Annotated in this window: 14 protein-coding genes and 1 rRNA gene; 12 read left to right on the top strand and 3 right to left on the bottom strand. The window is 74.3% G+C overall.

Features of this window, described 5'->3' with window-relative positions:
• Both rrf and ACH5AR_RS31510 read left to right on the top strand, forming a co-directional pair.
• Positions 1-87: ribosomal RNA gene (gene rrf / locus ACH5AR_RS31515) — 5S ribosomal RNA — on the top strand; the annotation flags it as partial.
• A 59-nt stretch (positions 88-146) separates the two neighbouring features.
• Positions 147-992, top strand: coding sequence for a phosphatase PAP2 family protein (locus ACH5AR_RS31510; RefSeq protein WP_396304943.1), 846 nt, complete (start codon positions 147-149; stop codon positions 990-992).
• 56 nt (positions 993-1048) lie between these two features.
• On the opposite strand, the gene ACH5AR_RS31505 is transcribed toward ACH5AR_RS31510, so the two are convergent.
• Positions 1049-1612, bottom strand: coding sequence for an acetate uptake transporter (locus ACH5AR_RS31505; RefSeq protein ID WP_396304942.1), 564 nt, complete (start codon positions 1610-1612; stop codon positions 1049-1051).
• Positions 1613-1870: 258 nt separating this feature from the next.
• Positions 1871-4555, bottom strand: a complete 2685-nt coding sequence (locus tag ACH5AR_RS31500; protein ID WP_396304941.1) for a SpoIIE family protein phosphatase — start codon at positions 4553-4555, stop codon at positions 1871-1873.
• A 386-nt stretch (positions 4556-4941) separates the two neighbouring features.
• On the opposite strand from ACH5AR_RS31500, the gene ACH5AR_RS31495 reads away from it, so the two are divergent.
• From ACH5AR_RS31495 to ACH5AR_RS31455, 9 genes are all read left to right on the top strand, one after another.
• Entirely contained in the window at positions 4942-9513 is a 4572-nt protein-coding gene (locus ACH5AR_RS31495) for a HAMP domain-containing protein (RefSeq protein ID WP_396304940.1), read from the top strand.
• 294 nt (positions 9514-9807) lie between these two features.
• Positions 9808-10446 carry a response regulator gene (locus ACH5AR_RS31490; protein ID WP_396304948.1) on the top strand — a complete coding sequence of 213 codons (639 nt, stop codon included), beginning with the start codon at positions 9808-9810 and terminating at the stop codon, positions 10444-10446.
• A 148-nt stretch (positions 10447-10594) separates the two neighbouring features.
• The gene (locus ACH5AR_RS31485) at positions 10595-13252 is read left to right on the top strand and encodes a DNA translocase FtsK (protein ID WP_396304939.1); all 2658 of its coding nucleotides are present in this window, start codon (positions 10595-10597) and stop codon (positions 13250-13252) included.
• Between the two features lie 281 nt (positions 13253-13533).
• Positions 13534-14397: a helix-turn-helix domain-containing protein gene (locus tag ACH5AR_RS31480; RefSeq protein WP_396304938.1), complete on the top strand. Its 864-nt coding sequence runs from the start codon at positions 13534-13536 to the stop codon at positions 14395-14397.
• A 96-nt stretch (positions 14398-14493) separates the two neighbouring features.
• A complete protein-coding gene (gene rimO, locus ACH5AR_RS31475) occupies positions 14494-15984 on the top strand; it encodes a 30S ribosomal protein S12 methylthiotransferase RimO (RefSeq protein ID WP_396304937.1) in 1491 nt (496 codons plus the stop codon).
• Complete coding sequence (gene pgsA / locus ACH5AR_RS31470; RefSeq protein ID WP_396304936.1) at positions 15981-16622, top strand: CDP-diacylglycerol--glycerol-3-phosphate 3-phosphatidyltransferase; 642 nt, start codon at positions 15981-15983, stop codon at positions 16620-16622. The genes rimO and pgsA overlap by 4 nt, the downstream gene beginning before the upstream one ends.
• Positions 16623-16669: 47 nt before the next feature.
• Positions 16670-17161 (top strand): CinA family protein, encoded by a 492-nt coding sequence (locus ACH5AR_RS31465; RefSeq protein ID WP_396304947.1) that lies wholly within the window; start codon positions 16670-16672, stop codon positions 17159-17161.
• Between the two features lie 333 nt (positions 17162-17494).
• Positions 17495-17863, top strand: a complete 369-nt coding sequence (locus ACH5AR_RS31460) for a helix-turn-helix transcriptional regulator (protein ID WP_359964922.1) — start codon at positions 17495-17497, stop codon at positions 17861-17863.
• Positions 17864-18005: 142 nt separating this feature from the next.
• Complete coding sequence (locus ACH5AR_RS31455) at positions 18006-18227, top strand: hypothetical protein (protein ID WP_396304935.1); 222 nt, start codon at positions 18006-18008, stop codon at positions 18225-18227.
• A gap of 92 nt (positions 18228-18319) precedes the next feature.
• Here ACH5AR_RS31455 and ACH5AR_RS31450 read toward each other — a convergent pair whose 3' ends face one another.
• Complete coding sequence (locus ACH5AR_RS31450; protein ID WP_396304934.1) at positions 18320-23005, bottom strand: ATP-dependent helicase; 4686 nt, start codon at positions 23003-23005, stop codon at positions 18320-18322.
• A gap of 243 nt (positions 23006-23248) precedes the next feature.
• Here ACH5AR_RS31450 and ACH5AR_RS31445 point away from each other — a divergent pair, with 243 nt between their 5' ends.
• A complete protein-coding gene (locus tag ACH5AR_RS31445) occupies positions 23249-24736 on the top strand; it encodes a S8 family peptidase (RefSeq protein WP_396304933.1) in 1488 nt (495 codons plus the stop codon).

Raw genomic sequence — 24736 nt, 5'->3', positions numbered from 1 at the left:
GGTTACATTCCGAACCCGGAAGCTAAGCCTTACAGCGCCGATGGTACTGCAGGGGGGACCCTGTGGGAGAGTAGGACGCCGCCGAACAATTCTTCCGAAAAGCCCCTTCCCGTCCGGGAAGGGGCTTTTTGCGTTACCCTCGGCCAATGCAGAACCTGACCCTGACCTGGCAGTCCGCCGGGGCCGTCGCCGTCGGCCTCCACGCGGGCGCGTACGCCGCGGGGAAGGGCCGGAAGCCGGCGCTGTCCGCTCTGCTGCGGGAGGCGGGCACGCTGCTGGCGCTGTTCTCCCTCTGGCAGCTGGTCGGGCACCTCTCGGTGATGAGTACGGACCACGCGCTGGACCGCGCGAGCTGGATCCACCACACCGAGCAGGTGATCGGGCTGCCGGACGAGGCCTCCTGGCAGCAGGCGGTCACCCCGTACCCGGTGCTGGTGAGGCTGGCGAACTACTACTACGCGGTCATGCACTTCGCCGTGATGCTCGGCGTCCTGCTCTGGGTGTTCCTGCGGCACCGCGAGCGCTACGCGTGGGTGCGCAACACGGTGGTGATCACGACGGCGGTGTGCCTGCTGGTGCAGTTCATCCCGGTGGCGCCGCCCCGGATGCTGCCGGAGAGCGGCTTCGTCGACGTGGCCGCCCAGTACGGGCAGTCGGTGTACGGCGGCGCGGTCGGCGGGGTGGTGGTGGCCGACCAGCTGTCGGCGATGCCCTCGGTGCACGTGGCCTGGTGCGTGCTGGCGGCGGTGGCGGTGATCCGGGTGTCGCGCAGTTCGCTGCGATGGGTGATGGTGCTGCACCCGGTGCTGACGGTCGCGGTGGTCGTGGTGACGGCCAACCACTTCTGGCTGGACGGCATCGTGGCCCTGGCGATCCTGCTCCTCGCGTACGGCGTGCTGGCGTTGGCGGCACGGCGTCGGGGCCGGGCCGCCGCCGGAGCGGGGGCACGGCCCCGTGGCGCCGCCGAGGAGCGGCTGGAGCAGGTCGGCTGACCGGGCGGCCCCGTGGACGGGCGCGTGAACGCCCACGCGCCCGTCCCCGGGGACGGTCACCTGACCGGGAGGGAGACCTTCCCCCAGGCGCCGTTGCTCAGCGCGGAGGTGGCCCGGTACCAGGCGGCGAGCCCGGAGAGGGCCGCGATCCAGCCGGCGGCCTTGGCCAGGCCCCCGTAGCCGCCGAAGGACGCGACGGCGGAGAGCACCAGGGAGACCGTCAGCAGGCCGTAGACGGCGCGGCCGATCAGGCCGGCGCCCCAGCTCGCGGCAGTGAGGCTGAGGGCGAGCAGGGCCCAGAGCAGCAGGAAGAGACCGGCCGCGTTCCTGCTCGCTCCGCCGGCCGCGGACCAGGTCGCCCAGAAGGCGCCGAGGCTGGTGAAGGCCGTTCCGGTGAAGCCCTCGCCGCCGCGGAGCTGCCAGAGGCCCGCGACGAAGAGGGTGACGCCGCCGAGCAGATGGGCGAGGTGGGCCGCGCTCCCGACGCCGGCGCCGTGCAGGACACCGGTGGAGAGCAGGCCGTAGGCGAGGGTTGTCAGACCGAGCGCGAGGTAGCCGAGGTTACCCGCGTCGGCTCCGGTGGAGCGGGCGTTCGATGCCCCGGTAGCGTCGTTGCTCACCGGAGGCTCCTTTCACTCTGGGCGCGCGCAGGGCGCAGTGACGCTGTGGTGGGGTGACGGTGGGTGGATGCGCGCGGCCGCGCCGGAGGGCGCACGGCGGTGAGCGTGCGCGGGCAGCGGTCGAAGGTGAGGAGTCAACGGGGAGCGGCTGGTCACGTCCCCGGCGGAGGGATTCCCCGGTGGGATCGGTCTACCCGGCCCTGCTCGCTAGTACCATTGTGAATATAACAATTTGTGACTGCGTCAGGTGCGAACCGCTCACGCCTGACGCTGGGTGGGCACCCGCAGGGTCAGGATCGCCATGTCGTCGGACGGCGGCTCCGGGGCGAAGCGCTCGACCGCGCGCTGGACGCGTGCCGCGACCGCGCCCGCGGTCAGGCCGGTGCAGCCGGTCAGCACCTCGGCGAGGCCGTCGTCGCCCAGCATCCGGTGGCCCTCGCGGCGCTCGGTGACCCCGTCGGTGACGCAGAGCAGGACCTCGCCGGGGGCGAGCACGAGGTGCTCGGCGGTGAGGTCGAGGTCGTCCATGACCCCGAGCAGCGGCTGCGGGGTGGCGGCCCGGTCGACCCGGCCGTCGGTGCGCAGCCGCAGCGGCAGCGGGTGGCCGGCGCAGACCAGGGAGAGCTCGGTGCTGCCGTCCGGGCGGGGCGTCAGCTCGCCGTAGAGCAGGGTGAGGAAGCGGCTGCGCGCCCCCTCGTCCAGGATGGCCGCGTTGAGCCTGGTCAGCACCTGTGGGGCGTCCAGGCCCTCGCGGGCGAGCAGCCGCAGGGAGTGCCGGGCCAGGCCGGTGACCGAGGCGGCCTCGGGGCCGGTGCCGCAGACGTCGCCGATGGCGAAGCCGTAGGTGCCCTCGCGGATGGTGAACAGGTCGTAGAAGTCGCCGCCGACCTCGTTGCCCTCGCCGGCCGCCTGGTAGTAGACGTCCACCTCGACGCCGGGGATCTCCGGGAGGTCCGGCGGGAGCAGGCTGCGCTGGAGGGCCTGGCTGGTGGCGGTGCGCTCGGAGTAGAGGCGGGAGTTGTCCAGGGCGAGGGCGGCCCGGCGGGAGAGGTCCTCGGCGAGCTCGAGGATCTCCTGGCGGAACCGGACGCCGGCCGGGACGCCGAGCACCAGCAGGCCGATGACGCGGTTGCGGGCGGTCAGCGCGAGGACGACGGTCTCGCCGAGCAGGCCGGCGAGCTCCGGGCCGTCGGTGAGGCCGCCGGCCTCGGCGGTCTCGACGGGCGCGGACCAGAACCGGACGCCGTGGCTGGGGCCGGCCTCCGGGGCGGGGGTCTTGTCGAGCAGGTCGCGCAGCGGGTCGATGCGGTCCTCGTCCTCGTGCAGGACGAAGGCGAGCCGGGCCAAGGAGGCGTGGTCGGCGGTGGTGTAGACGGCGCACCAGGAAGCGAGGGTCGGGACGGCCATCTGGGCCATCAGGGCGAGGGTCTGCTCGTGTTCGAGGGTGCCGGCCAGCAGGTCGGAGGCCTCGACGAGGAAGGAGAGCGAGCCGCGGCGCAGCTGTTCCAGCTCGGTCAGCCGGGTGCTCTCGACGGCCAGGGCGACCCGGTCGGCGGCGAACTGGAGGCGCAGCGCGTCCTCGTTGTCGTAGCGGCCGGGCACGGCGGCGGCGATGCCGAGCGAGCCGATCAGCCGGCCCTCGACCTTGAGCGGGACGGTGACCAGGGAGCGCATGCCGCTGTCGGAGAGCAGCGGCAGGCCGGTGGGCCGGGTGGCGAGGTCCTCGTGGACGGAGGGCAGCCGGGCGGAGTCGTAGCGGTTGCCGGTGCCGACCGGGAAGCGGGTGTGCCGGCGGTGCCCGGAGGTGAGGCCGGTGGCGGCGCGGACCTCGAACTCGGCCTCGTCCTCGGTCGTCAGGAGCAGGTACGCGGCATCGCCGTCGAGCAGGTCGCGGGCGCGTTCGACGGTGCGCTGCAGCAGGGTGTCGAGGTCGTCGCCGGCGACCGGCCCGGCCAGCAGGTCGAGCCGGGGGCCGGCGGGGTCGGGGCGCTCGCCGGGCAGGGGGCGGGCGGGGGAGCGCAGCACCGCGCGGTCGGGTTCGAGGACGATCAGGCAGAGGGTGGAGGGGACGCCCTCGGTGTCGCGCAGCCGGACCTGGGCGCCGTACACCTCGACCTCGCGCCCGTCCTGGCAGCGGATGCCGTAGCCGCCCTCCCAGCGGGCCATCCGCAGGGTGTCGGTCAGGCCGGGGCCGCGGGCGGGGGCCTGCGGCCAGACCGCGAGGTCGGCCCAGGGGCGGCCGAGGACGGCGGCCGCGGGGTACTGGAAGAGCGCCTCGGCGTCCGGGTTCCAGGCCAGCACCCGGCCGTCCTCGTCGAGCTGGACGACGGCGACGTGCACCGGGCCGGGGCCGCTGGGCAGGTCGCTGCCCGGCGTGGCGGGAACGGCGTAGCGGGTGCCGAGCACGTGTGCGGGCAGTGTGAGGCGGAACCAGACGGTCTTGCGGCCGGCCCCGTACTCGACGCCCCACCGTTCGGCGAGGGCGGAGCACATCAGCAGGCCGCGGCCGCCCTCACCGTCCGGGTCGGCGTAGCGGTCGGAGTCGGTGACCGGGCCGTCGCCGAGCGAGGGGAGCCCGCGCTCGGGGTGGTGGTCGGTGACCTCGATCCGGACGCTCTCCTCCTCGCGCAGGCAACAGACCTCGGCGGCGGTGCCGGCGTGCACGACGGCGTTGGTGACGAGCTCGCTGACCAGCACGACCGCGTCGTCGACCACCTCGGGCAGCCCCCAGCCGAGCAGCGCGTCCCGGACGAAGCCCCGTGCGGCGGCCGCGGACCGGCCGTCGGGGTCGAAGGTCGCGGCTGCGCGCGCGGTGACCACGTTGCCACTTCTCCTCTGCTGCTCTTGCCCTGGCTGTCCGGGGGTGCGGCGCCGACTCCCCGTGCGCGCCGTCGGGGTGAGCGGCGGCGCTGGGTCGGGTCGTGGCCCGGTGCAGCGCTCCACCCTACTTTCCGGTTGGTTCCCCGTGGGGGCGGGGCGTCGAAACAGGCACCAGAGGGTGATTCTGCCCACCTGTTTCGGACGGTGCGGTACGAACCGAGCGCAACCGGCCGTGTACCCGGCGCGGGTGCTGCCAGACTGGGGGGTCCGCGACGGCCGGTGGGCGCAGTACGGTCGTGTGGGTGTCGGCGCGCCGCAGGCCGCCGGTACGCAGCCCGACCGGGCCGGTGCCCGGGTGCGTGCCGCCCCGGCACCGTCGGTCACCGGACAGTTCACGATGTGGGAGGGGCCCGTTGAGTTCGGCCACCAAGGACGCAACCGGAACGACGCCGCCCGCCCCGCGTGGCGGCCGCCCCGGGGCCGTGCCGCGGAACGCGGCCGGCCGGCGGGTGAGTCACAACCGCGGTGCGGAGCCCGCCGAGCTGCGCAAGCTGCTGGCGGCGCTGACCGCGATGCGGGACGGCAACTTCCGCCGCCGGCTGACCGTCCCCGGGGACGGGCCGCTGGCCGAGATCGCCGCGGTGTTCAACGAGGTCGCCGAGCGCAACCAGCACCTGACCGGTGAACTGGCGCGGGTCCGGCGGGCGGTGGGCCGCGAGGGCCGGCTGAACGAGCGGCTGGAGACCGGCGCGGGCGAGGGCGCCTGGATGGCGGCCGTCGACAACTGCAACGCGCTGATCGACGACCTGGCCCGCCCGATGGCCGAGGTGGGCCGGGTGCTCACCTCGATCGCCGAGGGCGACCTGGACCAGAAGATGGAGCTGCGGTCGCTGCACAGCAACGGGGTGAGCCACCCGCTGCGCGGCGAGTACCTGAAGATCGGGCGGACCGTCAACGGGCTGGTGGACCAGCTCTCCGAGTTCACCGACGAGGTGACCCGGGTGGCCCGCGAGGTCGGCACCGAGGGCAAGCTCGGCGGCCAGGCCAAGGTCCGCAGCGTGTCCGGCAGTTGGAAGGACCTGGCGGACTCGGTCAACACCATGGCGGGCCGGCTGACCGCCCAGGTGCGCAACATCGCCCAGGTGACCACGGCGGTGGCCAAGGGAGACCTGTCCCGCAAGGTCACCGTCGAGGTGGCCGGCGAGATGCTGGAGCTGAAGAACACCGTCAACACGATGGTGGACCAGCTGAACGGCTTCGCGGCCCAGGTCACCACGGTGGCCCGGGACGTGGGGACGGAGGGCCGGCTGGGCGGGCAGGCCCAGGTGCCGGGCGTGGCGGGGGTCTGGCGGGACCTGACCGACTCGGTGAACTTCATGGCCGACAACCTGACCGGCCAGGTGCGCAACATCGCCCAGGTGACCACGGCGGTGGCCCGCGGCGACCTCTCGCAGAAGATCGAGGTGGACGCGCGCGGCGAGATGCTGGAGCTGAAGAACACCATCAACACGATGGTCGACCAGCTCTCCGGCTTCGCCGAGCAGGTGACCAGGGTGGCCCGCCAGGTGGGCACCGAGGGGCGGCTGGGCGGTCAGGCGCAGGTGCCCTGGGCGGCCGGGGTCTGGCGCGACCTGACCGACAACGTCAACTTCATGGCGAACAACCTCACCGACCAGGTGCGCAACATCGCCCAGGTGACGACCGCGGTCGCCAAGGGCGACCTCTCGCAGAAGATCCAGGTGGACGCGCGCGGGGAGATCCTGGAGCTGAAGAACACCATCAACACGATGGTCGACCAGCTGGGCGCCTTCGCGGACGAGGTGACCAGGGTCGCCCGGGACGTCGGCACCGAGGGCATCCTCGGCGGCCAGGCCAGCGTGCCCGGCGTGGCCGGGATCTGGAAGGACCTGACCAACTCCGTCAACCTGATGGCCAACAACCTGACCAGCCAGGTCCGGAACATCGCCGAGGTGACCACGGCGGTGGCGCGCGGCGACGTCTCCAAGAAGATCACCGTCGACGCCCGGGGCGAGATCCTGGAGCTGGTGACGACCGTCAACACCATGGTCGACCAGCTGTCGGCGTTCGCCGACGAGGTGACCCGGGTCGCCCGCGAGGTGGGCACCGAGGGCATCCTGGGCGGCCAGGCCCGGGTGCGCGGGGTGTCGGGCATCTGGAAGGACCTGACCGACAACGTCAACTTTATGGCGTCGAACCTGACCGGCCAGGTCCGCAACATCGCCGAGGTCGCCGGCGCGGTGGCCCGCGGGGACCTCTCCAAGAAGATCTCCATCGACGCCCAGGGCGAGGTGGCGGCGCTCGCCGCGACCCTCAACACGATGGTCGACCAGCTGTCCTCGTTCGCGGTGGAGGTCACCCGGGTCGCCCGAGAAGTGGGCACCGACGGCACCCTGGGCGGCCAGGCGAGCGTGCCGGGCGTGGCCGGGATCTGGAAGGACCTGACCGACAACGTCAACCAGATGGCCAACAACCTCACCGGCCAGGTGCGCAACATCGCGCTGGTGATCACCGCGGTGGCCCGCGGCGACCTCTCGCAGAAGATCGACGTCGACGCGCGCGGCGAGATCCTCCAGCTCAAGACCAACATCAACACCATGGTCGACCAGCTGTCGGCGTTCGCCGACGAGGTGACCCGGGTCGCCCGCGAGGTGGGCACCGACGGACGGCTCGGCGGCCAGGCCCGGGTGCCCGGGGTGGACGGCACCTGGCAGGACCTGACCGAGTCGGTGAACGAGCTGGCCAACAACCTGACCCGGCAGGTGCGCGCGATCGCCCAGGTCGCCACCGCGGTCACCAGGGGCGACCTGAGCCTGCGGATCGACGTGGACGCCGCGGGCGAGCTCGACGAGCTCAAGGACAACATCAACCAGATGATCGCCAACCTGCGCGAGACCACCCGCACCAACCAGGAGCAGGACTGGCTCAAGACCAACCTGGCCCGGATCTCCGGCCTGCTCCAGGGCCGCCGGGACCTGGAGGCGGTCGCCTCGCTGATCATGACCGAGCTGACCCCGGTGGTCTCCGCCCAGCACGGCGCCTTCTTCCTCGCCCAGCCGGCCGGCCGCACCGCCGAACTGATCACCGAGGACGACGACGAGAACGACACCGTGCTGCGCCTGATCGGCAGCTACGGCTACCAGCGGCGGGCGATGCCGACCACCTTCCGCCCCGGCGAGTCGCTGATCGGCCAGGCCGCGGTGGAGAAGCGGGCGATCATCCTCAAGGAGGCGCCGCCCGGCTACCTGAAGATCGCCTCAGGGCTCGGCGAGGCCTCCCCGGCCCACATCGTGGTGCTGCCGGTGCTGTTCGAGGGCCGGCTGCTGGGCGTGATCGAGCTGGCCACCTTCAGCTCCTTCACCACCGTCGCACTGGACTTCCTGAACCAGATCGCCGACCTCATCGGCGTCACCGTCAACACCATCAGCGTCAACACCAAGACCGAGGGCCTGCTGCTGGAGTCCCAGCGGCTGACCGCCGAACTCTCGATGCGGTCGGCCGAGTTGGAGGCCCGCCAGGAGGAACTGGAGCGCACCAACGAGGAGTTGCAGGAGAAGGCCGAGCAACTCGCCCAGCAGAACCGCGACATCGAGATCAAGAACGGTGAGATCGAGGAGGCCCGGCAGGTCCTGGAGGAGCGCGCCGAGCAGCTCGCCCTGGCCTCCCGGTACAAGAGCGAGTTCCTCGCCAACATGTCGCACGAGCTGCGCACCCCGCTCAACTCGCTGCTGATCCTGGCCAAGCTGCTCTCCGACAACAACGAGGGCAACCTCTCGCCCAAGCAGGTCGAGTTCGCCGACACCATCCACGGCGCCGGCTCGGACCTGCTCCAGCTGATCAACGACATCCTCGACCTGTCCAAGGTCGAGGCCGGGAAGATGGACGTCCGCCCGGCCCGGATCGCCCTGGTCCAGCTGGTCGACTACGTCGAGGCCACCTTCCAGCCGGTCGCGCTGGACAAGAACCTGGACTTCGCCGTGCGGGTCTCGCCGGCCCTGCCCGTCACCCTGCACACCGACGAGCAGCGGCTCCAGCAGGTGCTGCGCAACCTGATCTCCAACGCGGTGAAGTTCACCGACGCCGGAGCCGTCGACTTCTCGATCCGCCCGGCGGGCCGGGAGGTCCCCCAGCACGTGCGCGAGCGGCTGCTGGAGTCCGGTTCGATCCAGGGCCCGGACGACGAGCTGATCGCCTTCGCGGTCTCCGACACCGGCATCGGCATCCCCGGCAACAAGCTGCGGGAGATCTTCGAGGCGTTCAAGCAGGCCGACGGCACCACCAGCCGCAAGTACGGCGGCACCGGCCTCGGCCTGTCCATCAGCCGCGAGATCGCCCGGCTGCTCGGCGGCGAGATCCACGCCGAGAGCGAGCTGGGCAAGGGCTCCACCTTCACGCTCTACCTGCCGCTGCGCACCGAGGCCCCGGAGGCCGCCGGCGAGCCCCGCCAGAGCGCGCCGAACGCCCTGGCACCGCGCGCCTCGGTCGGGGTGACCCCGGTGGGCCTGCCGGTGCCGGTCGGCGAGAACCCGGCCGACCACTGGGCCCAGGAGGTCCGCGAACTGGCCGAGGAGCGCCGCCGCGGCGCGGTGGAGCGCCGGCGCAGCGCCGCCCTGGAGGCCGCCGCCGGACCGCGGGCGGTGGAGCCCGCCCCGCCCCGCCCGGTCAACGGCGACCGGCGCTTCGACGGCCAGCAGGTGCTGATCGTGGACGACGACGTCCGCAACGTGTTCGCCCTCACCAGCGTGCTGGAGCAGCACGGCCTGACCGTCCTGTACGCGGAGAACGGCCGCGAGGGCATCGAGATGCTGGAGCAGCACGAGAGCGTGGCGCTGGTCCTGATGGACATCATGATGCCGGAGATGGACGGCTACGCGACCACCGAGGCGATCCGCCGGATGCCCCAGTTCGCCGGCCTGCCGATCATCGCGCTGACCGCCAAGGCGATGAAGGGCGACCGGGAGAAGTCGCTCGAAGCGGGTGCCACCGACCACATCACCAAGCCGGTGGAGACCGACCACCTGCTGTCCGTCATGCACGAGTGGTTGAACGGCGACCGCGCGTGATCGTGCGGGGGAGGCGCGAACCCGGGCCGGGCCCCCGGGTTCACGCCGGTCGGTCGGCCGGTTTGCTGGCGGTCGGGCCCGGGAACCCGGTAGGGTCACCGATCGTTGCGAACAGTGACCGGGCGGCAACACGCTGGTGAGCGTGCGCCGGAGCACTGGCTGCGCGCCGCCCCGGATCGGGTCACGACGGGGCGATGTGCCGGGCGAGGGGGTGCGGCTAGCATGACCGGGGTAGCGGTGGGCAGTACGCGGGTGCCTGCACCGGGCGGCAGGCAGGCGACAGGAGGGCGAGCCCTGATGCAGAAGGCCAAGATCCTCCTGGTCGACGACCGACCGGAGAACCTGCTGGCGCTGGAGGCGATCCTCTCGGCGCTGGACCAGACGCTGGTGCGCGCGGCCTCCGGGGAGGAGGCGCTGAAGGCGCTGCTCACCGACGACTTCGCGGTGATCCTGCTGGACGTCCAGATGCCGGGGATGGACGGCTTCGAGACCGCCGCCCACATCAAGCGCCGCGAGCGCACCCGGGACATCCCGATCATCTTCCTGACCGCGATCAACCACGGCCCGCACCACACCTTCCGCGGCTACGCGGCCGGCGCGGTGGACTACATCTCCAAGCCCTTCGACCCGTGGGTGCTGCGCGCCAAGGTCTCCGTCTTCGTCGACCTGTACGCCAAGAACTGCCAGCTGAAGGAGCAGGCCGCGCTGCTGCGCCTGCAACTGGAGGAGGGCGGCGGCGAGCAGACCCTCGGCGGGGCGCTGCTGGGCGAGCTGTCCGCCCGGCTGGCGGCCGTCGAGGAGCAGGCGGAGGCGCTCGCCAAGCAGCTGGACGGGGGCGAGGACGCCGGGGTGGCCGCCACCGCCGCGCACCTGGAGCGCAAGCTCGCGGGGCTGCGCCGGGCGCTGGACGCGATGCGCCCGGGCAGCTCCTGACCTCCGCGCCGGGGCTCACCCGTTCGGGTGGTCCTGTTGCTGCGGGCGGGTGAAGCCCGGTCAGGGTGACGGTGTGTCGGCGACACGTCCGACCGCCCGGGGTCGAGCACATGTGCTGGGGTCGCCCGCCCCGGTAGGCTGCTGACCCATGGCCACTCGTACGCCCGGGAACGCAGCACGTAAGTCGAGTCCGGGACCGTCCAAGAAGGCCGCGGCGAAGGCCCCGGGCAAGCCGCCCGCCAAGAAGGCGGCTCCCGCCAAGAAGGCGGCGGCCAGGTCGGCCGCGCCCCCGCCGAAGCCCTCCAGGTCGGTGCTGATGGGCGCGCTCAACGCCCTGGGCAGCCCGCTCGCGGCGGTCTTCCGGGGCTTCGGCGACGGCGCCAAGAACCTCCACCCGGACCACCGCAAGGACGGCGTGGGCCTGCTGCTGTTCGCGCTCGCGCTGGTGACCGCGGCCGGCACCTGGTTCAGCCCGCAGGGCTGGCTGGGCGAGGGGGCCACCGCCGTGGTGTCCGGGCTGTTCGGCCGGCTCGACGTCCTGGTGCCGTTCCTGTTCGCCGCGATGGCGATCCGGCTCTGGCGCCACCCGGAGCTGCCGGAGGCCAACGGCCGGATCATGATCGGGCTGACCGCGCTGCTGGTCGGCGTCCTCGGACTGGTCCACATCGGCTGCGGCGCGCCCATGATGGGCAGCGGCGCCTCCCGGATCAGGGCGGCCGGCGGGATCGTCGGCTGGGCCGTGTCCACGCCGATGATGGCCGCCGCCGGACCGGCGCTCGCCGTGCCGCTGCTCCTGCTGCTGGCCTTCTTCGGCCTGCTGGTGGTCACCGCCACGCCGATCAACCGGATCGGCGAGCGGGTGCGGGGCGTCGGCATACGGCTCGGCGTGGTCGAGCCCGGGCCGGAGGACGTGCCCTGGGGGCGCACGCCGGAGCGCGAGCTGTCCACCGAGCCGCCGGAGGACGCCGACCCCGACGCGCTGCCGTTCACCGTGGAAACCGTCGGCGACGACCCCACGGACGAGGTGGCCGCCCGGCGCCGCCGCCGTCGGCGCCGGCAGCCCGAGGAGCCGGAGGACGCCGAGCGGATCTCCCTGGACAAGGAGCCGCTGGACCCGTACGCCACCCGTGACCTCGCCGCCGGCGCGGCCGCCGACCTGGACGGCGCGCTGGTCTACGGCGTGCCCGCCTCCTCCGCGGTGGCGGACATGATGCACCAGGTGCAGGACCGCACCGCCCCGCCCGAGGAGCCCGCCGTCCCGGCCGCCCGAGGGGCCGGCGCGGGCGCGCCCGAGGAGCACGGCCCGGCGCCGGTGCGGATGGAGCAGCTCCAGCTCGGCGAGGGCGTCACCTACGCGCTGCCCTCGCTCGACCTGCTGGAGCGCGGCGGCCCCGCCAAGGCCCGCAGCGCCCTCAACGACGAGGTGGTCGCCCAGCTCACCAGCACCTTCGCCGAGTTCAAGGTGGACGCCAAGGTCACCGGCTTCACCCGGGGCCCGACGGTGACCCGCTACGAGGTCGAGCTCGGCCCCGCCGTCAAGGTGGAGCGGATCACCGCGCTCGCCAAGAACATCGCGTACGCGGTGGCCAGCCCGGACGTGCGGATCATCAGCCCGATCCCGGGCAAGTCCGCCGTCGGCATCGAGATCCCCAACCGGGACCGCGAGATGGTCAACCTCGGCGACCTGCTGCGCTCGCGCGCGGCCGCCGAGGACAGCCACCCGATGGTCGTCGGCATGGGCAAGGACGTCGAGGGCCACACCGTGATGGCCAACCTCGCCAAGATGCCGCACATCCTGGTCGCCGGTGCGACCGGCGCGGGCAAGTCGTCCTGCATCAACTGCCTGATCACCTCGATCCTCGCCCGGGCCACCCCGGACGAGGTGCGGATGGTGCTGGTCGACCCCAAGCGGGTCGAGCTGACCGCCTACGAGGGCATCCCGCACCTGATCACGCCGATCATCACCAACCCCAAGAAGGCCGCCGAGGCCCTCCAGTGGGTGGTGCGCGAGATGGACATGCGCTACGACGACCTCGCGGCGTACGGCTTCCGGCACGTGGACGACTTCAACGCGGCCGTGCGGGCCGGCAAGGTCACCCCGCCGCCGGGCAGCGAGCGCGAGCTGGCGCCGTACCCGTACCTGCTGGTGATCGTCGACGAGCTGGCCGACCTGATGATGGTCGCGCCGCGCGACGTCGAGGACTCGGTGGTCCGGATCACCCAGTTGGCCCGCGCGGCCGGCATCCACCTGGTGCTCGCCACCCAGCGGCCCTCGGTGGACGTGGTCACCGGCCTGATCAAGGCCAACGTGCCGTCCCGGCTGGCCTTCGCGACCTCCGCGATGGCCGACTCCCGGGTCATCCTCGACCAGCCCGGCGCGGAGAAGCTGATCGGCAAGGGGGACGCGCTCTTCCTGCCGATGGGCGCGAGCAAGCCGATCCGCATGCAGGGCGCCTTCGTCACCGAGGCGGAGATCGCCAAGGTCGTCCAGCACTGCAAGGACCAGCTGAGCGCCGTCTACCGGGACGACGTGGTGGTCGGGGGCGGGCCGAAGAAGGAGATCGACGAGGAGATCGGCGACGACCTGGACCTGCTGATCCAGGCGGCCGAGCTGGTGGTCTCCACCCAGTTCGGCTCGACCTCGATGCTCCAGCGCAAGCTGCGGGTCGGCTTCGCCAAGGCCGGCCGGCTGATGGACCTGATGGAGTCGCGCGGGATCGTCGGCCCGAGCGAGGGCTCCAAGGCCCGCGACGTGCTGGTGAAGCCGGACGAGCTGGACGGGGTGCTGGTCACCCTCAGGGGCTGACGGAGCGGGCCGCTCGGGGCCCGGGCCGTGTCCTGGGCGAGGTGTCACTCGTTCGGTGGAGGGTAGGCGGCGCGTGGGGAACCGAACGTGCGTTCACCGCGTCCCACGGCGGAAGACGAACACAAGGCCCCCGCCCGACTCCGCTGACGGCTCGTCAGCGGAGTTCCGGACCCCGGTCGGATCGGGCGCGCGCATTCGGGCCCGTTCCGCTTGAGAAACGATCCGCCCACGCCCCTAGACTGTTCTCCAGCAGGTGGCCATCCGCTCGAAAGGCGTGCCCCGTGACCATCGGCAAGTCCTCCGACCGCGAGAACGCCATGCCGTCCGTCGACCCGACCGACGACGTGGTGCAGGCGGCCGATGCCCCGAGCATCGGCCGGGTGCTGTCCACCGCCCGGATCGACGCGGGGCTCACGGTGGACCAGGTGAGTACCGCCACCCGGGTGCGGGTGCCGATCGTCCACGCCATCGAGCAGGACGACTTCGCCCGCTGCGGCGGCGACTTCTACGCCCGCGGCCACATCCGTCTGATCGCCCGGGCGGTCGGCGTCGACGGCGAGGCGCTGGTCGCCCGGTACGACGCCGCGCACGGCGGCTCGCCCGCCGCCAAGCGCCCGGCCACCCAGCTGATCGACAGCGGCCCGATCAAGGTGCCCGGCCGCGGCCGGCCCAACTGGGCGGCCGCCATGGTCGCCGCGATCGTCGCCGTGGTCGCGCTGATCGGCTTCAACCTGGTCAGCGGCAAGGGCGGCCACGACACCACCGGCTCGGCCAGCGCGCCGCTGCCCAGCGGCTCCGGCACGGGCTCGGTGGCCCCCGCCGCCACGCCCACCGTCCAGCCGCCGGCGCCCGCGCCCAGCGCCGCCGCGATCGCCGCCGTCCCGGCCGACAAGGTCACCGTGAAGCTGGTCGCCGAGGGCACCAGCTGGGTCTCGGCGATGGACGGCAACGGCAAGTCGCTGTTCCAGAACAACATCAGCAACGGCCAGGACCAGACCTTCACCGACCCCCGGCAGATCAAGCTGGTGCTCGGCAACGGCGGGGCCGTGCACGCGTACGTCAACGGCAAGGACCTCGGCCTCCTGGGCAAGGACGGCCAGGTGGTGCACGTCACGTACACCCCCGGAGACCCGCAGGCGGGCTGACCACAGGGGCCGGACGGCCCGTCGATGATCAGCTGATCCGAGGCGCGCGGCCTCCGGGGCGAACGGCACCGGAGCCCGCGCGTTAATCTTGGGCCTATGCCTGAACGCCGTACTGTCGCCCTTGTCACGCTCGGATGCGCCCGCAACGAGGTGGACTCCGAGGAACTCGCCGGGCGACTGGAAGCCGACGGCTGGTTGCTCGTCGACGACGCCGCCGAAGCGGACGTCGCCGTGGTCAACACCTGCGCCTTCGTCGAGGCCGCCAAGAAGGACTCGGTGGACGCCCTGCTGGAGGCCAACGACCTCAAGGGGCACGGCCGCACCCAGGCCGTCGTCGCGGTCGGCTGCATGGCCGAGCGGTACGGCAAGGAGCTCGCCGACGCCCTTCCCGAGGCGGACGGCGTCCTCGGCTTCGACGACTACTCGGACATCTCCGACCGCCTCCAGACCATCCTCTCCGGCGGCCACCACGCCCCGCACATCCCGCGCGACCGCCGCAAGCTGCTCCCGATCAGCCCGGCCGAGCGGCAGTCCGCCGCCGAGGCCGTCGCCCTGCCCGGCCACGGCGCCGAGGCCGCCGCCGAGCCGATCGCCGACCTCCCCGACGGCCTGGCCCCGGCCTCCGGCCCGCGCACCCTGCGCAAGCGGCTGGACAGCAGCCCCGTCGCCTCGGTCAAGCTCGCCTCCGGCTGCGACCGCCGCTGCTCCTTCTGCGCCATCCCGGCCTTCCGCGGCTCCTTCATCTCCCGCCGGCCCTCCGACGTGCTGCACGAGGCGCAGTGGCTGGCCGGGCAGGGCGTGCGCGAGATCGTCCTGGTGAGCGAGAACAACACCTCGTACGGCAAGGACCTCGGCGACATCCGGCTGCTGGAGACGCTGCTCGGCGAGATCGCCGCGATCGAGGGCGTCGAGCGGGTGCGGGTCTCCTACCTCCAGCCGGCCGAGATGCGCCCGGGCCTGGTCGACTCGATGACCGGGACGGCCGGCGTGGTGCCCTACTTCGACCTGTCCTTCCAGCACTCGGCGCCCGCCGTGCTGCGCCGGATGCGCCGCTTCGGCTCCACCGACCAGTTCCTGGAGCTGCTGGGCACCATCCGCGGCAAGGCCCCGCAGGCCGGCGCCCGGTCCAACTTCATCGTCGGCTTCCCCGGCGAGAGCGAGGAGGACTTCGCCGAGCTGGAGCGCTTCATCACCCACGCCGGGCTGGACGCGATCGGCGTCTTCGGCTACTCGGACGAGGACGGCACCGAGGCCGCGACCTACGACGGCAAGCTCCCCGAGGACGTGATCGCCGACCGGCTGAGCCGGCTCAGCCGACTGGCCGAGGAGATGACCGCCCAGCGGGCCGAGCAGCGGATCGGCACCGAGGTCGAGGTGCTGATCGAGTCGATCGAGGACGGCGTGGTCGAGGGCCGCAGCGCCCACCAGGCCCCGGAGACCGACGGCCTGACCACCCTCACCGGCGTCGAGGCCCCCGAGATCGGCCAGTTCTGGCGGGCCAAGGTGGTCGCCAGCGAGGGCGTCGACCTGATCGCCGAGGCGCTGGAGCAGGTGCGGGTCCGTCAGGCTCCGGGAGCCGGGGAATGACCAAGGGGCCAGGCGCCCCGGCCGCGGCCCACCCGGGCAGACCGGTGGCCGCGGCGCCGTCGACCCCGGGGGTCTGGAACATCGCCAACGTGCTCACGATGGTCCGGGTGCTGCTGGTGCCCGTCTTCGTGGCGCTGCTGTTCGCCGACGGCGGGCACAACCCCAAGTGGCGCTCGGTCGCCTGGGCGGCGTTCGCGATCGCGATGATCACCGACCTGTTCGACGGCGAGCTGGCCCGGCGCAAGGGCCTCGTCACCGACTTCGGGAAGATCGCCGACCCGATCGCCGACAAGGCGATCATGGGCTCGGCGCTGATCGGCCTCTCGCTGCTCGGCGACCTGCCCTGGTGGGTCACCGCGGTGATCCTGGCCCGCGAGCTCGGCATCACGCTGATGCGGTTCTGGGTGATCCGCTACGGGGTCATCCCGGCCAGCCGCGGCGGCAAGCTCAAGACGCTGACCCAGGGCACGGCGGTCGGCATGTACGTCCTGGACCTGACCGGCTGGCTGGCCACCGGGCGGGCCGTGCTGATGGGGCTTGCGGTGCTGCTGACCGTCGGCACCGCGCTGGACTACATCGGCCAGGCGCTGCGCCTGCGCCGCGAGGGACGGGCCGCCGCCGCACAGGCCGGCCGCTGAACGAGGGAGTCGGGGTGTCGGAGCCGGACGAGGGCGGGCGGGCCGCGGTGGGGGACGCGGCCGCGGGGACCCGTGGACTGGCCGAGCGGGCGCACGCCGCGCTGCGGGCCGAGGGCGGCACGCTGGCCGTCGCCGAGTCGCTGACCGGCGGGCTGCTGGCCGCCGCGCTGGTGGACGTCCCCGGGGCGGCGACCACCTTCCGGGGGTCCGTCACGGCGTACGCGACGGACCTGAAGGCCTCGGTGCTCGGCGTGGACGAGGGACTGCTGGACGTGCACGGACCGGTCCACCCGGTGGTGGCCCGGCAGATGGCCGAGGGCGTGCGCGCGTTGCTGGGGGCCACGTACGGGCTCGCGACGACGGGGGTGGCCGGGCCGCAACCGCAGGACGGGCACCCGGTGGGCACCGTACACCTGGCGGTCGCCGGCCCGGGGGGAACTCTGGTCAGTTCGCCCCTGCTGTCGGGTGGTCGTGCCACAATCCGTCACGGGGCGGTGACGGCCGCGCTGGAACTGCTGGTCGGTCGGTTCGCACGCTAGGCCGCCCGGCCGGGGCGGGGCGCGGCGGGAGGGCCCGCAGCGGGTCGGGACCGGCCGATCCGGCGCGCGGGAACGGGACAGCTGGAGGATCGTGTTACATCCAACACCCCGGTGGGGCAGAAACCAGGTGGCGAACGAGTTGCGTGACGGTGGCCGGGTGGGCCGCTACGGGTACCACGAGGGGCCCGCGAACCCGGGTGCGACACCGGAACAGGGAGGGGGGCGGCCTTGCAGCCCAGAGTGAACACGACCGGGGTCCCCGCACGCGAAGCGGGCAAGGCGGTACGGTGGGGTCGTGACATCTCGATCCGCAGTCCGAGGAGGGAGGCACCGATGATCCTGCTCCGTCGCCTACTGGGCGATGTACTGCGTCGGCAGCGCCAGCGCCAGGGCCGCACACTCCGCGAGGTGTCGGCGGCCGCCAGGGTTTCGCTCGGGTACCTCTCCGAGGTCGAGCGGGGACAGAAGGAGGCCTCCTCGGAGTTGCTCTCCGCCATCTGCGACGCACTCGACGTCCGGATGTCCGAGGTCATGCGCGAGGTCAGCGACGAACTGTCGCTCGCCGAACTTGCGGCGATGGCCACCCTCTCCGAAGGTGATCTGCTGAGGCCGGTACTCGAACCGGTTCCGCTGCCCGCCCCCGGCGCCGACCGGGCGACGATGTCGCCCAAGGCCGCCGCGATGGACGTGGTCGCCGCCTGATCCCGGCCTCGACTCCCGGGCGCCCCTGCCCGGGGCGAGCGAAGGGAGGGCGGTCGTGCGAACAGACGCGCAGACACGCCCGAGGGCCCGAATACGGGCTCGGACGCGGCTGGTCCCGCGGGTGCGGCGTCCGGTGCGGTGGGTGCTGGCGGCCTCGGCCGCCGGGCTCGCCTGGTGGCTCCTGGTGGTCCGGGGGCAGCTGGCCGACGGTGCGGTGCTCGGGCTGCTCGCGGCCGGCGGCTGGGGGCTCGGTCTCATTCCGGTCCACGCCGACTGGAGCGCGACCGGACCGGCCCGGCGCCGGCGCGCGGAGCCGGTGGGGCCGGCGGGGCCGGTGGAGGCGCAGCCGCCGCCGACCGGGTGATTCGACGTGGCCGGAGGCCGCGGGGTCGTGGACCCCGCGGCCTCCGGCGTTTCCGTCCCCGGACGGTGCTTCCCGGCGCCGGGGCGGCCGGGTCAGGGCCGCAGGCGCAGGCCGCGCGGAGTGGGGTGGAAGCCGGCCTCCTCCAGGGCGCGGCCGAGGTCCGAGCCCAGGGCGGGCTCGCCGTTGGCCCGTTCGACCGTGACGCTGCTGAGCGCGCCCTCCCGCACGGCGGCCGCGAGCGCCCCGGCCGCCAGTGCCAGGGTGGCCTCGTCCTGCGACCAGGCCAGCAGGGACTTGCCGCCGCGCTCCACGTACAGCGCCGGCTCGCCGTCCACCAGGACCACCAGGGCTCCCGCCTTGCGGCCGGGCCGGTGGGCCGTGGACTCCTTGCCGCCGGGGGCCACGGGCGGTTCGGGCCAGGGCAGGGCCGCCCCGTAGGCGTTGGCCGGATCGGCGGCGGCCAGCACCAGCGCCTGCGGCGGCTCACCCGTCGGGGCGGCCGGCCACTCGGCGGGGCGCGCCCGCTCCAGCCGGGCGTTCACCGAGCGCAGCCGGTCGGCCGCCCCCTCCATGGCGAACTGGGCGCCGCCCAGGCCCTCGACGAAGTAGCCCCGGCGGGCCCGGCCGCGCTCCTCCATCGCGGCGAGCACGCGGTAGACCCCGGCGAACCCGCCCGGCACCCGTTCGGCCGCCACGGCACCCCGGGTGAGCAGGCCGTGCCGGTCCAGCAGGTTCTGCGCCCGGGCGGTGGCCAGGAGCGTCGGGTCGGCGGCGAGGGCGGGCAGCAGGGACCAGCGGCCGGCCACCGTCGGCGGGCCGCTGCGCAGCGCCCCGCCGGCCCGGCCGAACGCCCGGCCGGCGCCCCCGTAGCGGCCGCGCGGGGTGGACCGCGGCGCGCGGTGGGCGGTGGCGCCCGCCGTCCGGCCGGAGCCGAGCAGGGCGCGCAGCGGGGCGAGGGTGTCGTTGGTGACCCAACCGGCCCAGAGGAGGTCCCAGAGGGCCTCGACGACCTCCGGCTCGGGCGTCTCCTCCGGGAGCTGCCGGACGAGCTGGCGGAAGAACAGGCCGTAGCCGCCCGCCAGCGCGGACATCAGGGCGCTGTGCACCGGGGTGAGGGCGGGCGGGACGGGTTCGGGGCGCAGCAGGTGGGCGTTCTCGGCCAGGTGCAGGCTGATCCAGCCGTCCTTGCCGGGCAGGGCGCCCGCCCCGGACCAGCCGATCTCGCCGGCCGCCGTCAGCTCGTCCAGCAGGCCGGGGGAGTAGTCGCTCAGCCGGGCCGGGAGGATCAGCTTCTCCAGCGCGGAGGCGGGCAGGGCGGTGCCCTGGAGCTGCTCGACCACCCGCAGCAGGCCGTCCGGGCCGCGCAGCCGGTGGCCGGCCAGGTGCTGCCACTGCGGCAGGAAGGCGGCCAGGGCGCGGGGCGCCACCGGCTCGACCTCCTGGCGCAGGGCGGCCAGCGAGCGGCGGCGCAGCCGGCGCAGCACCTCGGCGTCGCACCACTCGGGGGCGGTGTGCTGCTCGGCGGGCCGGTACTGGCCCTGGACCAGGCGGCCGGCGGCGGTCAGCCGGTGCAGGGTGCCGGTGACCACGGCGGTGCCCAGGCCGTAGCGGGCGGCGGCCTCGGCGGCGGTGAACGGGCCGTGGGTGCGAGCGTGACGGGCGATCAGGTCGCCCAGCGGGTCCTTGACCGGCTCGGTGAAGGCCTCCGGGACGCCCACCGGCAGCGGGGTGCCCAGGGCGTCGCGCAGCCGTCCGGCGTCCTCGATCGCGGCCCAGCGCTGCTCGCCGGCGATCCGCACCGGGATCGCCCGGCGGGCCGCCTCCAGCTCCAGGGCCCAGAGCGGCTCGGCGCCGCGGAGGGCCAACTCGGCCTCGGAGAGCGGGCCGAGCAGGCGCAGGGCGTCGGCGACGCCCTCGGTGTCCCTGATCCGGCGCTCCGGGGTGAGGCGCTGGAGCTCGGCCTCCAGCTCGGCCAGCACGTGCGGGTCGAGCAGTTCGCTCAGCTCGGCCTGGCCGAGGAGTTCGGACAGCAGCCGGGAGTCGAGGGACAGCGCGGCGGCGCGGCGCTCGGCGAGCGGGGAGTCGCCCTCGTAGAGGAACTGGGCGACGTAGCCGAACAGCAGTGACCGGGCGAACGGCGAGGGCTCGGTGGTGGTGACCTCGACCAGGCGGACGGCGCGGGACTCCAGATCACCCATCAGCTCGACCAGGCCGGGGACGTCGAAGACGTCCTGCAGGCACTCCCGGACGGCCTCCAGGACGATCGGGAACGAGCCGTACTCGGAGGCGACTTCGAGCAGTTGGGCGGCGCGCTGGCGCTGCTGCCAGAGCGGGGTGCGGCGGCCGGGGCTGCGGCGGGGGAGCAGCAGGGCGCGGCCGGCGCACTCGCGGAAGCGGGAGGCGAACAGGGCGGAGCCGCCGACCTGGTCGGTGACGAGCTGCTCGACCTCGCCGGGGTCGAACAGGGTGGCGTCGGCGCCGACGGGGGCGTCGTCCCGGCCCGTCGGCGCGGCGGGGGCGGCGAAGTCGAAGTCGGGGGCCAGCAGGTCGGCGTCGGGCAGGCGCAGCACGATGCCGTCGTCGGCGTGCATGACCTGAGGGTCCAGGCCGTGCTTCTCGCGCAGCCGGGCGCCGAGGGCGAGCGCCCAGGGGGCGTGCACCTGGGCGCCGAACGGGGAGTGGACGACGATCCGCCAGTCGCCGAGCTCGTCCCGGAAGCGCTCGACCACGATGGTGCGGTCGTCCGGGAGGTGGCCGCAGGCGGCGCGCTGTTCGGCCAGGTAGTCCAGCAGGTTGGCGGCCGCCCAGTCGTCCAGGCCGGCCCGCTTGAGGCGCTCGGTGGCGGCCTCGGGCGGCAGGGCGCCGAGTTCGCGGGTGAAGGCGCCGAGGGCGCGGCCGAGTTCGAGCGGGCGGCCGAGGGAGTCGCCCTTCCAGAACGGGAGCCGGCCGGGGATGCCGGGGGCGGGGGTGACCAGCACCTTGTCGTGGGTGATCTCCTCGATCCGCCAGGAGGTGGTGCCGAGGGTGAACACGTCGCCGACGCGGGACTCGTAGACCATCTCCTCGTCGAGCTCGCCGACCCGGCCGCCGCCCTTCTTCGGGTCGGCGCCGGCGATGAAGACGCCGAACAGGCCGCGGTCGGGGATGGTGCCGCCGGAGGTGACGGCCAGCCGCTGGGCGCCGGGGCGGCCGGCCACCGTGCCGGCCACGCGGTCCCACACCAGCCGCGGGCGCAGCTCGGCGAAGGCGTCCGAGGGGTAGCGGCCGGCCAGCATGTCGAGCACGGCGTCGAAGGCGGACTGCGGCAGCGTCGCGAAGGGCGCGGCGCGGCGGACGACGGCGAGCAGCTCGTCCACCGGCCAGGTGTCCAGGGCCGTCATCGCGACCAGCTGCTGGGCGAGCACGTCCAGCGGGTTGCGCGGGATGCGCAGCGCCTCGATCCGGCCGTCCCGCATCCGCTCGGTGACGACGGCGGACTGGACGAGGTCCCCCCGGTACTTGGGGAAGAACACCCCGGTGGAGACGGCGCCGACCTGGTGGCCGGCCCGGCCGACCCGCTGGAGGCCGGAGGCGACCGAGGGCGGGGACTCGACCTGGACGACCAGCTCGACGGCGCCCATGTCGATGCCCAGCTCCAGGCTGGAGGTGGCGACGACGGCGGGCAGCCGGCCGGCCTTCAGCTCCTCCTCGACGACGGACCGCTGCTCCTTGGAGACGGAGCCGTGGTGCGCCCGGGCGATGACCGGGGGCACGCCCTTGGCCGCGCCGGAGCCGCCCATCAGCTGGGCCGGGGCGTGCGCCTCGGGCAGGGCGGTGCCGGTGGCGCGCTCGTGGGCGATCTCGTTCAGCCGGTTGCACAGCCGCTCGGCCAGGCGGCGGGAGTTGGCGAAGACGATGGTCGAGCGGTGCGCCTCGACGAGGTCGACGATCCGCTCCTCGACGTGCGGCCAGATGGAGGCCTGGCGCTGCGGGTCGGCGTCGGAGGCGCCGCCGGTGGCGGGGGCGGCGGGCAGGTCGTCCAGGTCGGGGACGGGGACGACCACCGAGAGGTCGAACTCCTTGGCGGAGGCGGGCTGGACGACGGCGGCCCCGCGCCCGGGGCTGAGGAAGCGGGCCACCTCCTCGACCGGCCGTACGGTCGCGGACAGGCCGATGCGGCGGGCCGGGCGGTCCAGCAGGGCGTCGAGGCGCTCCAGGCTGAGGGCGAGGTGGGCGCCGCGCTTGGTGCCGGCGACGGCGTGCACCTCGTCCAGGATCACCGTGTCCACGCCGCGCAGGGCCTCCCGGGAGGCGGAGGTGAGCAGCAGGAACAGCGATTCGGGGGTGGTGATCAGGATGTCCGGCGGGTGGCTCGCGAAGCGGCGGCGGTCGGCGGCCGGGGTGTCGCCGGAGCGGATGGCGACCTGGACCTCCGGCTCGGGCAGGCCGAGCCGGACGGCGGCCTGGCGCAGGCCGGCCAGCGGGGCGCGCAGGTTCCGCTCGACGTCCACCGCGAGGGCCTTGAGCGGGGAGACGTAGAGGACCCGGCAGCGGCGCCTGGGCTCGGCGGGGGGCGGGGTGCTGCTGAGCCGGTCGAGGGCGGAGAGGAAGGCGGCCAGCGTCTTGCCGGAGCCGGTGGGGGCGACCACCAGGACATCGGTGTCCTGCCGGATGGCGTGCCAGGCCTCGGCCTGGGCGGCGGTGGGGGCGGAGAAGGCACCGGTGAACCAGGCCCGGGTGGCCGGGGCGAAGCCGGCCAGGGGGTCGTCGGCGGGCGGGGTCGGGTGCTGGGGCGCCATGCCCCCATGGTGCCGGGTGGGACTGACAGACGGGGCGGATCGCGGGGCCGGGAGGGGCCCTCGGTGGCGCCCGCTCGTGGCGTCCGTCCGTGGCGTTCGTCCGTGGTGCCCGTCCGTGGTGCCCGTCCGTGGCGCCCGCTCGTGTGCCCGCCGGGGAGCAGAAATGACAATCCGCTCATATGGTGAGGATTCGGATGCTTGATCCATCCGTGACCCACCGGACCGACGAGCGGAGACCGTGCGATGGCGCAGGCGCACCCGCCGGGCAGGGCCGCCCGGCGCCGCCGGGTCCGCGGGCCCGTCCGGGCGCTGCTGGCGGTGCTGCTCACCGCGCTGGTGGTCGGTGGCGCCGTCCCCTACGTGTCCGGGCCGGGCCGGGCCTACCTCAGCTACCTGGTGCTGGCCGAGGGCGAGGACGCGGCCGGGGCGGCCCGGGCCGGAGCGGAGAGCCGGGCGGCGGGCGGGCAGGTGGTCCAGGAGTACCCGCAGATCGGGGCCGTGCTGGTGTACGCGACCGGACCGTTCGCCGAGCGGGTGCGGGGCCGGCCCGGGATCGCCGCCGTCGGCGCGACCAGGACCGCGCCGGTGGTCGCGCCGCCGCGGGCGCTGGCGGGGGCGGGGGACTTCACCAGGGGCACGGCCCGGGGCCGGGGCGGGGACCGGGCGGACGGGGAGACGGTGACGGTGCCCGATCCGGGGGAGGGCGACGCCTGGAACCTCGCCGCGATCGGTGCCGCCGGCGGTCCGTCGGGCGACTCCCCGGCGGTGCCCGTCGGCGCCCGGCCGGGCGCCGACGCGCTGCACGGGGTGCTGGTCGCGGTGCTGGACTCCGGGGTCGACGACACCCACCCGGACCTGCGGGCCGCCGTCGACCCGAAGGCCTCCGCCTCCTGCGCGGACGGCCGGCCCGACGCCCGCAGCGGCGCCTGGCGGCCCGACCCCGGGGTGGTCGAGAGCGGCCACGGCACCCACGTCGCCGGGATCGTCGGCGCCGCGCGGGACGGCCACGGCGTCACCGGGGTGGCGCCCGGCGTGCGGATCGCCGCCGTCCGGCTGCTCGGGCCGCTCGGGCAGTACTACGCGGAGAACATCGTCTGCGGCCTGCTCTGGGCCGCCGACCACGGCGCCAGGGCGGTCAACAACAGCTACTTCGCCGACCCGTGGAAGTACAACTGCCCCGAGGACGGGGACCAGGCCGTGCTGATCGCCGCCGTCGGACGGGCCGCCGCGTACGCCCGGCGGAAGGGGGCGGTGGTGGTCGCCTCGGCGGGCAACGACGGGCAGGACCTGGGCGCCGCGCGGACCGACGAGCGCAGCCCGAACGACCGGGTCACCGGGCCGGCGCCGGTCCGCCGGCTGGGCACCGAGTGCGTGCGGCTGCCCGGGGAGCTGCCCGGCGTCGTCACCGTCACCGCGGTGAACCGGGACGGGCGCCCGGCGGGCTACTCCAACCACGGGCGCGGACGGGTCTCGCTGGCCGCGCCGGGCGGCGAGCCGGACGGCGGGTCGCAGGGGGCGGTGGTCTCCGACTGGCCGGACGGGCGGTACGCGGCGCTCGCCGGGACCTCGATGGCGGCCGCGCACGTGACCGGGGCGGTGGCCGTCGCGGCGGCGCTGCACCCGGAGCTGGGCGCGGACGGGCTGGCGGCGCTGCTCGCGGGGGCGGCGGCTCCGGGCGGTGACGCGGAGCGGCAGTACCTCGGTGCGGGGACGCTGGTGCTGCCCCGGTGA

This window comes from Kitasatospora sp. NPDC018619, assembly GCF_044391605.1.
Taxonomy (GTDB): Bacteria; Actinomycetota; Actinomycetes; order Streptomycetales; family Streptomycetaceae; genus Kitasatospora.
This window is presented reverse-complemented; position numbering and strand designations above follow the sequence as displayed.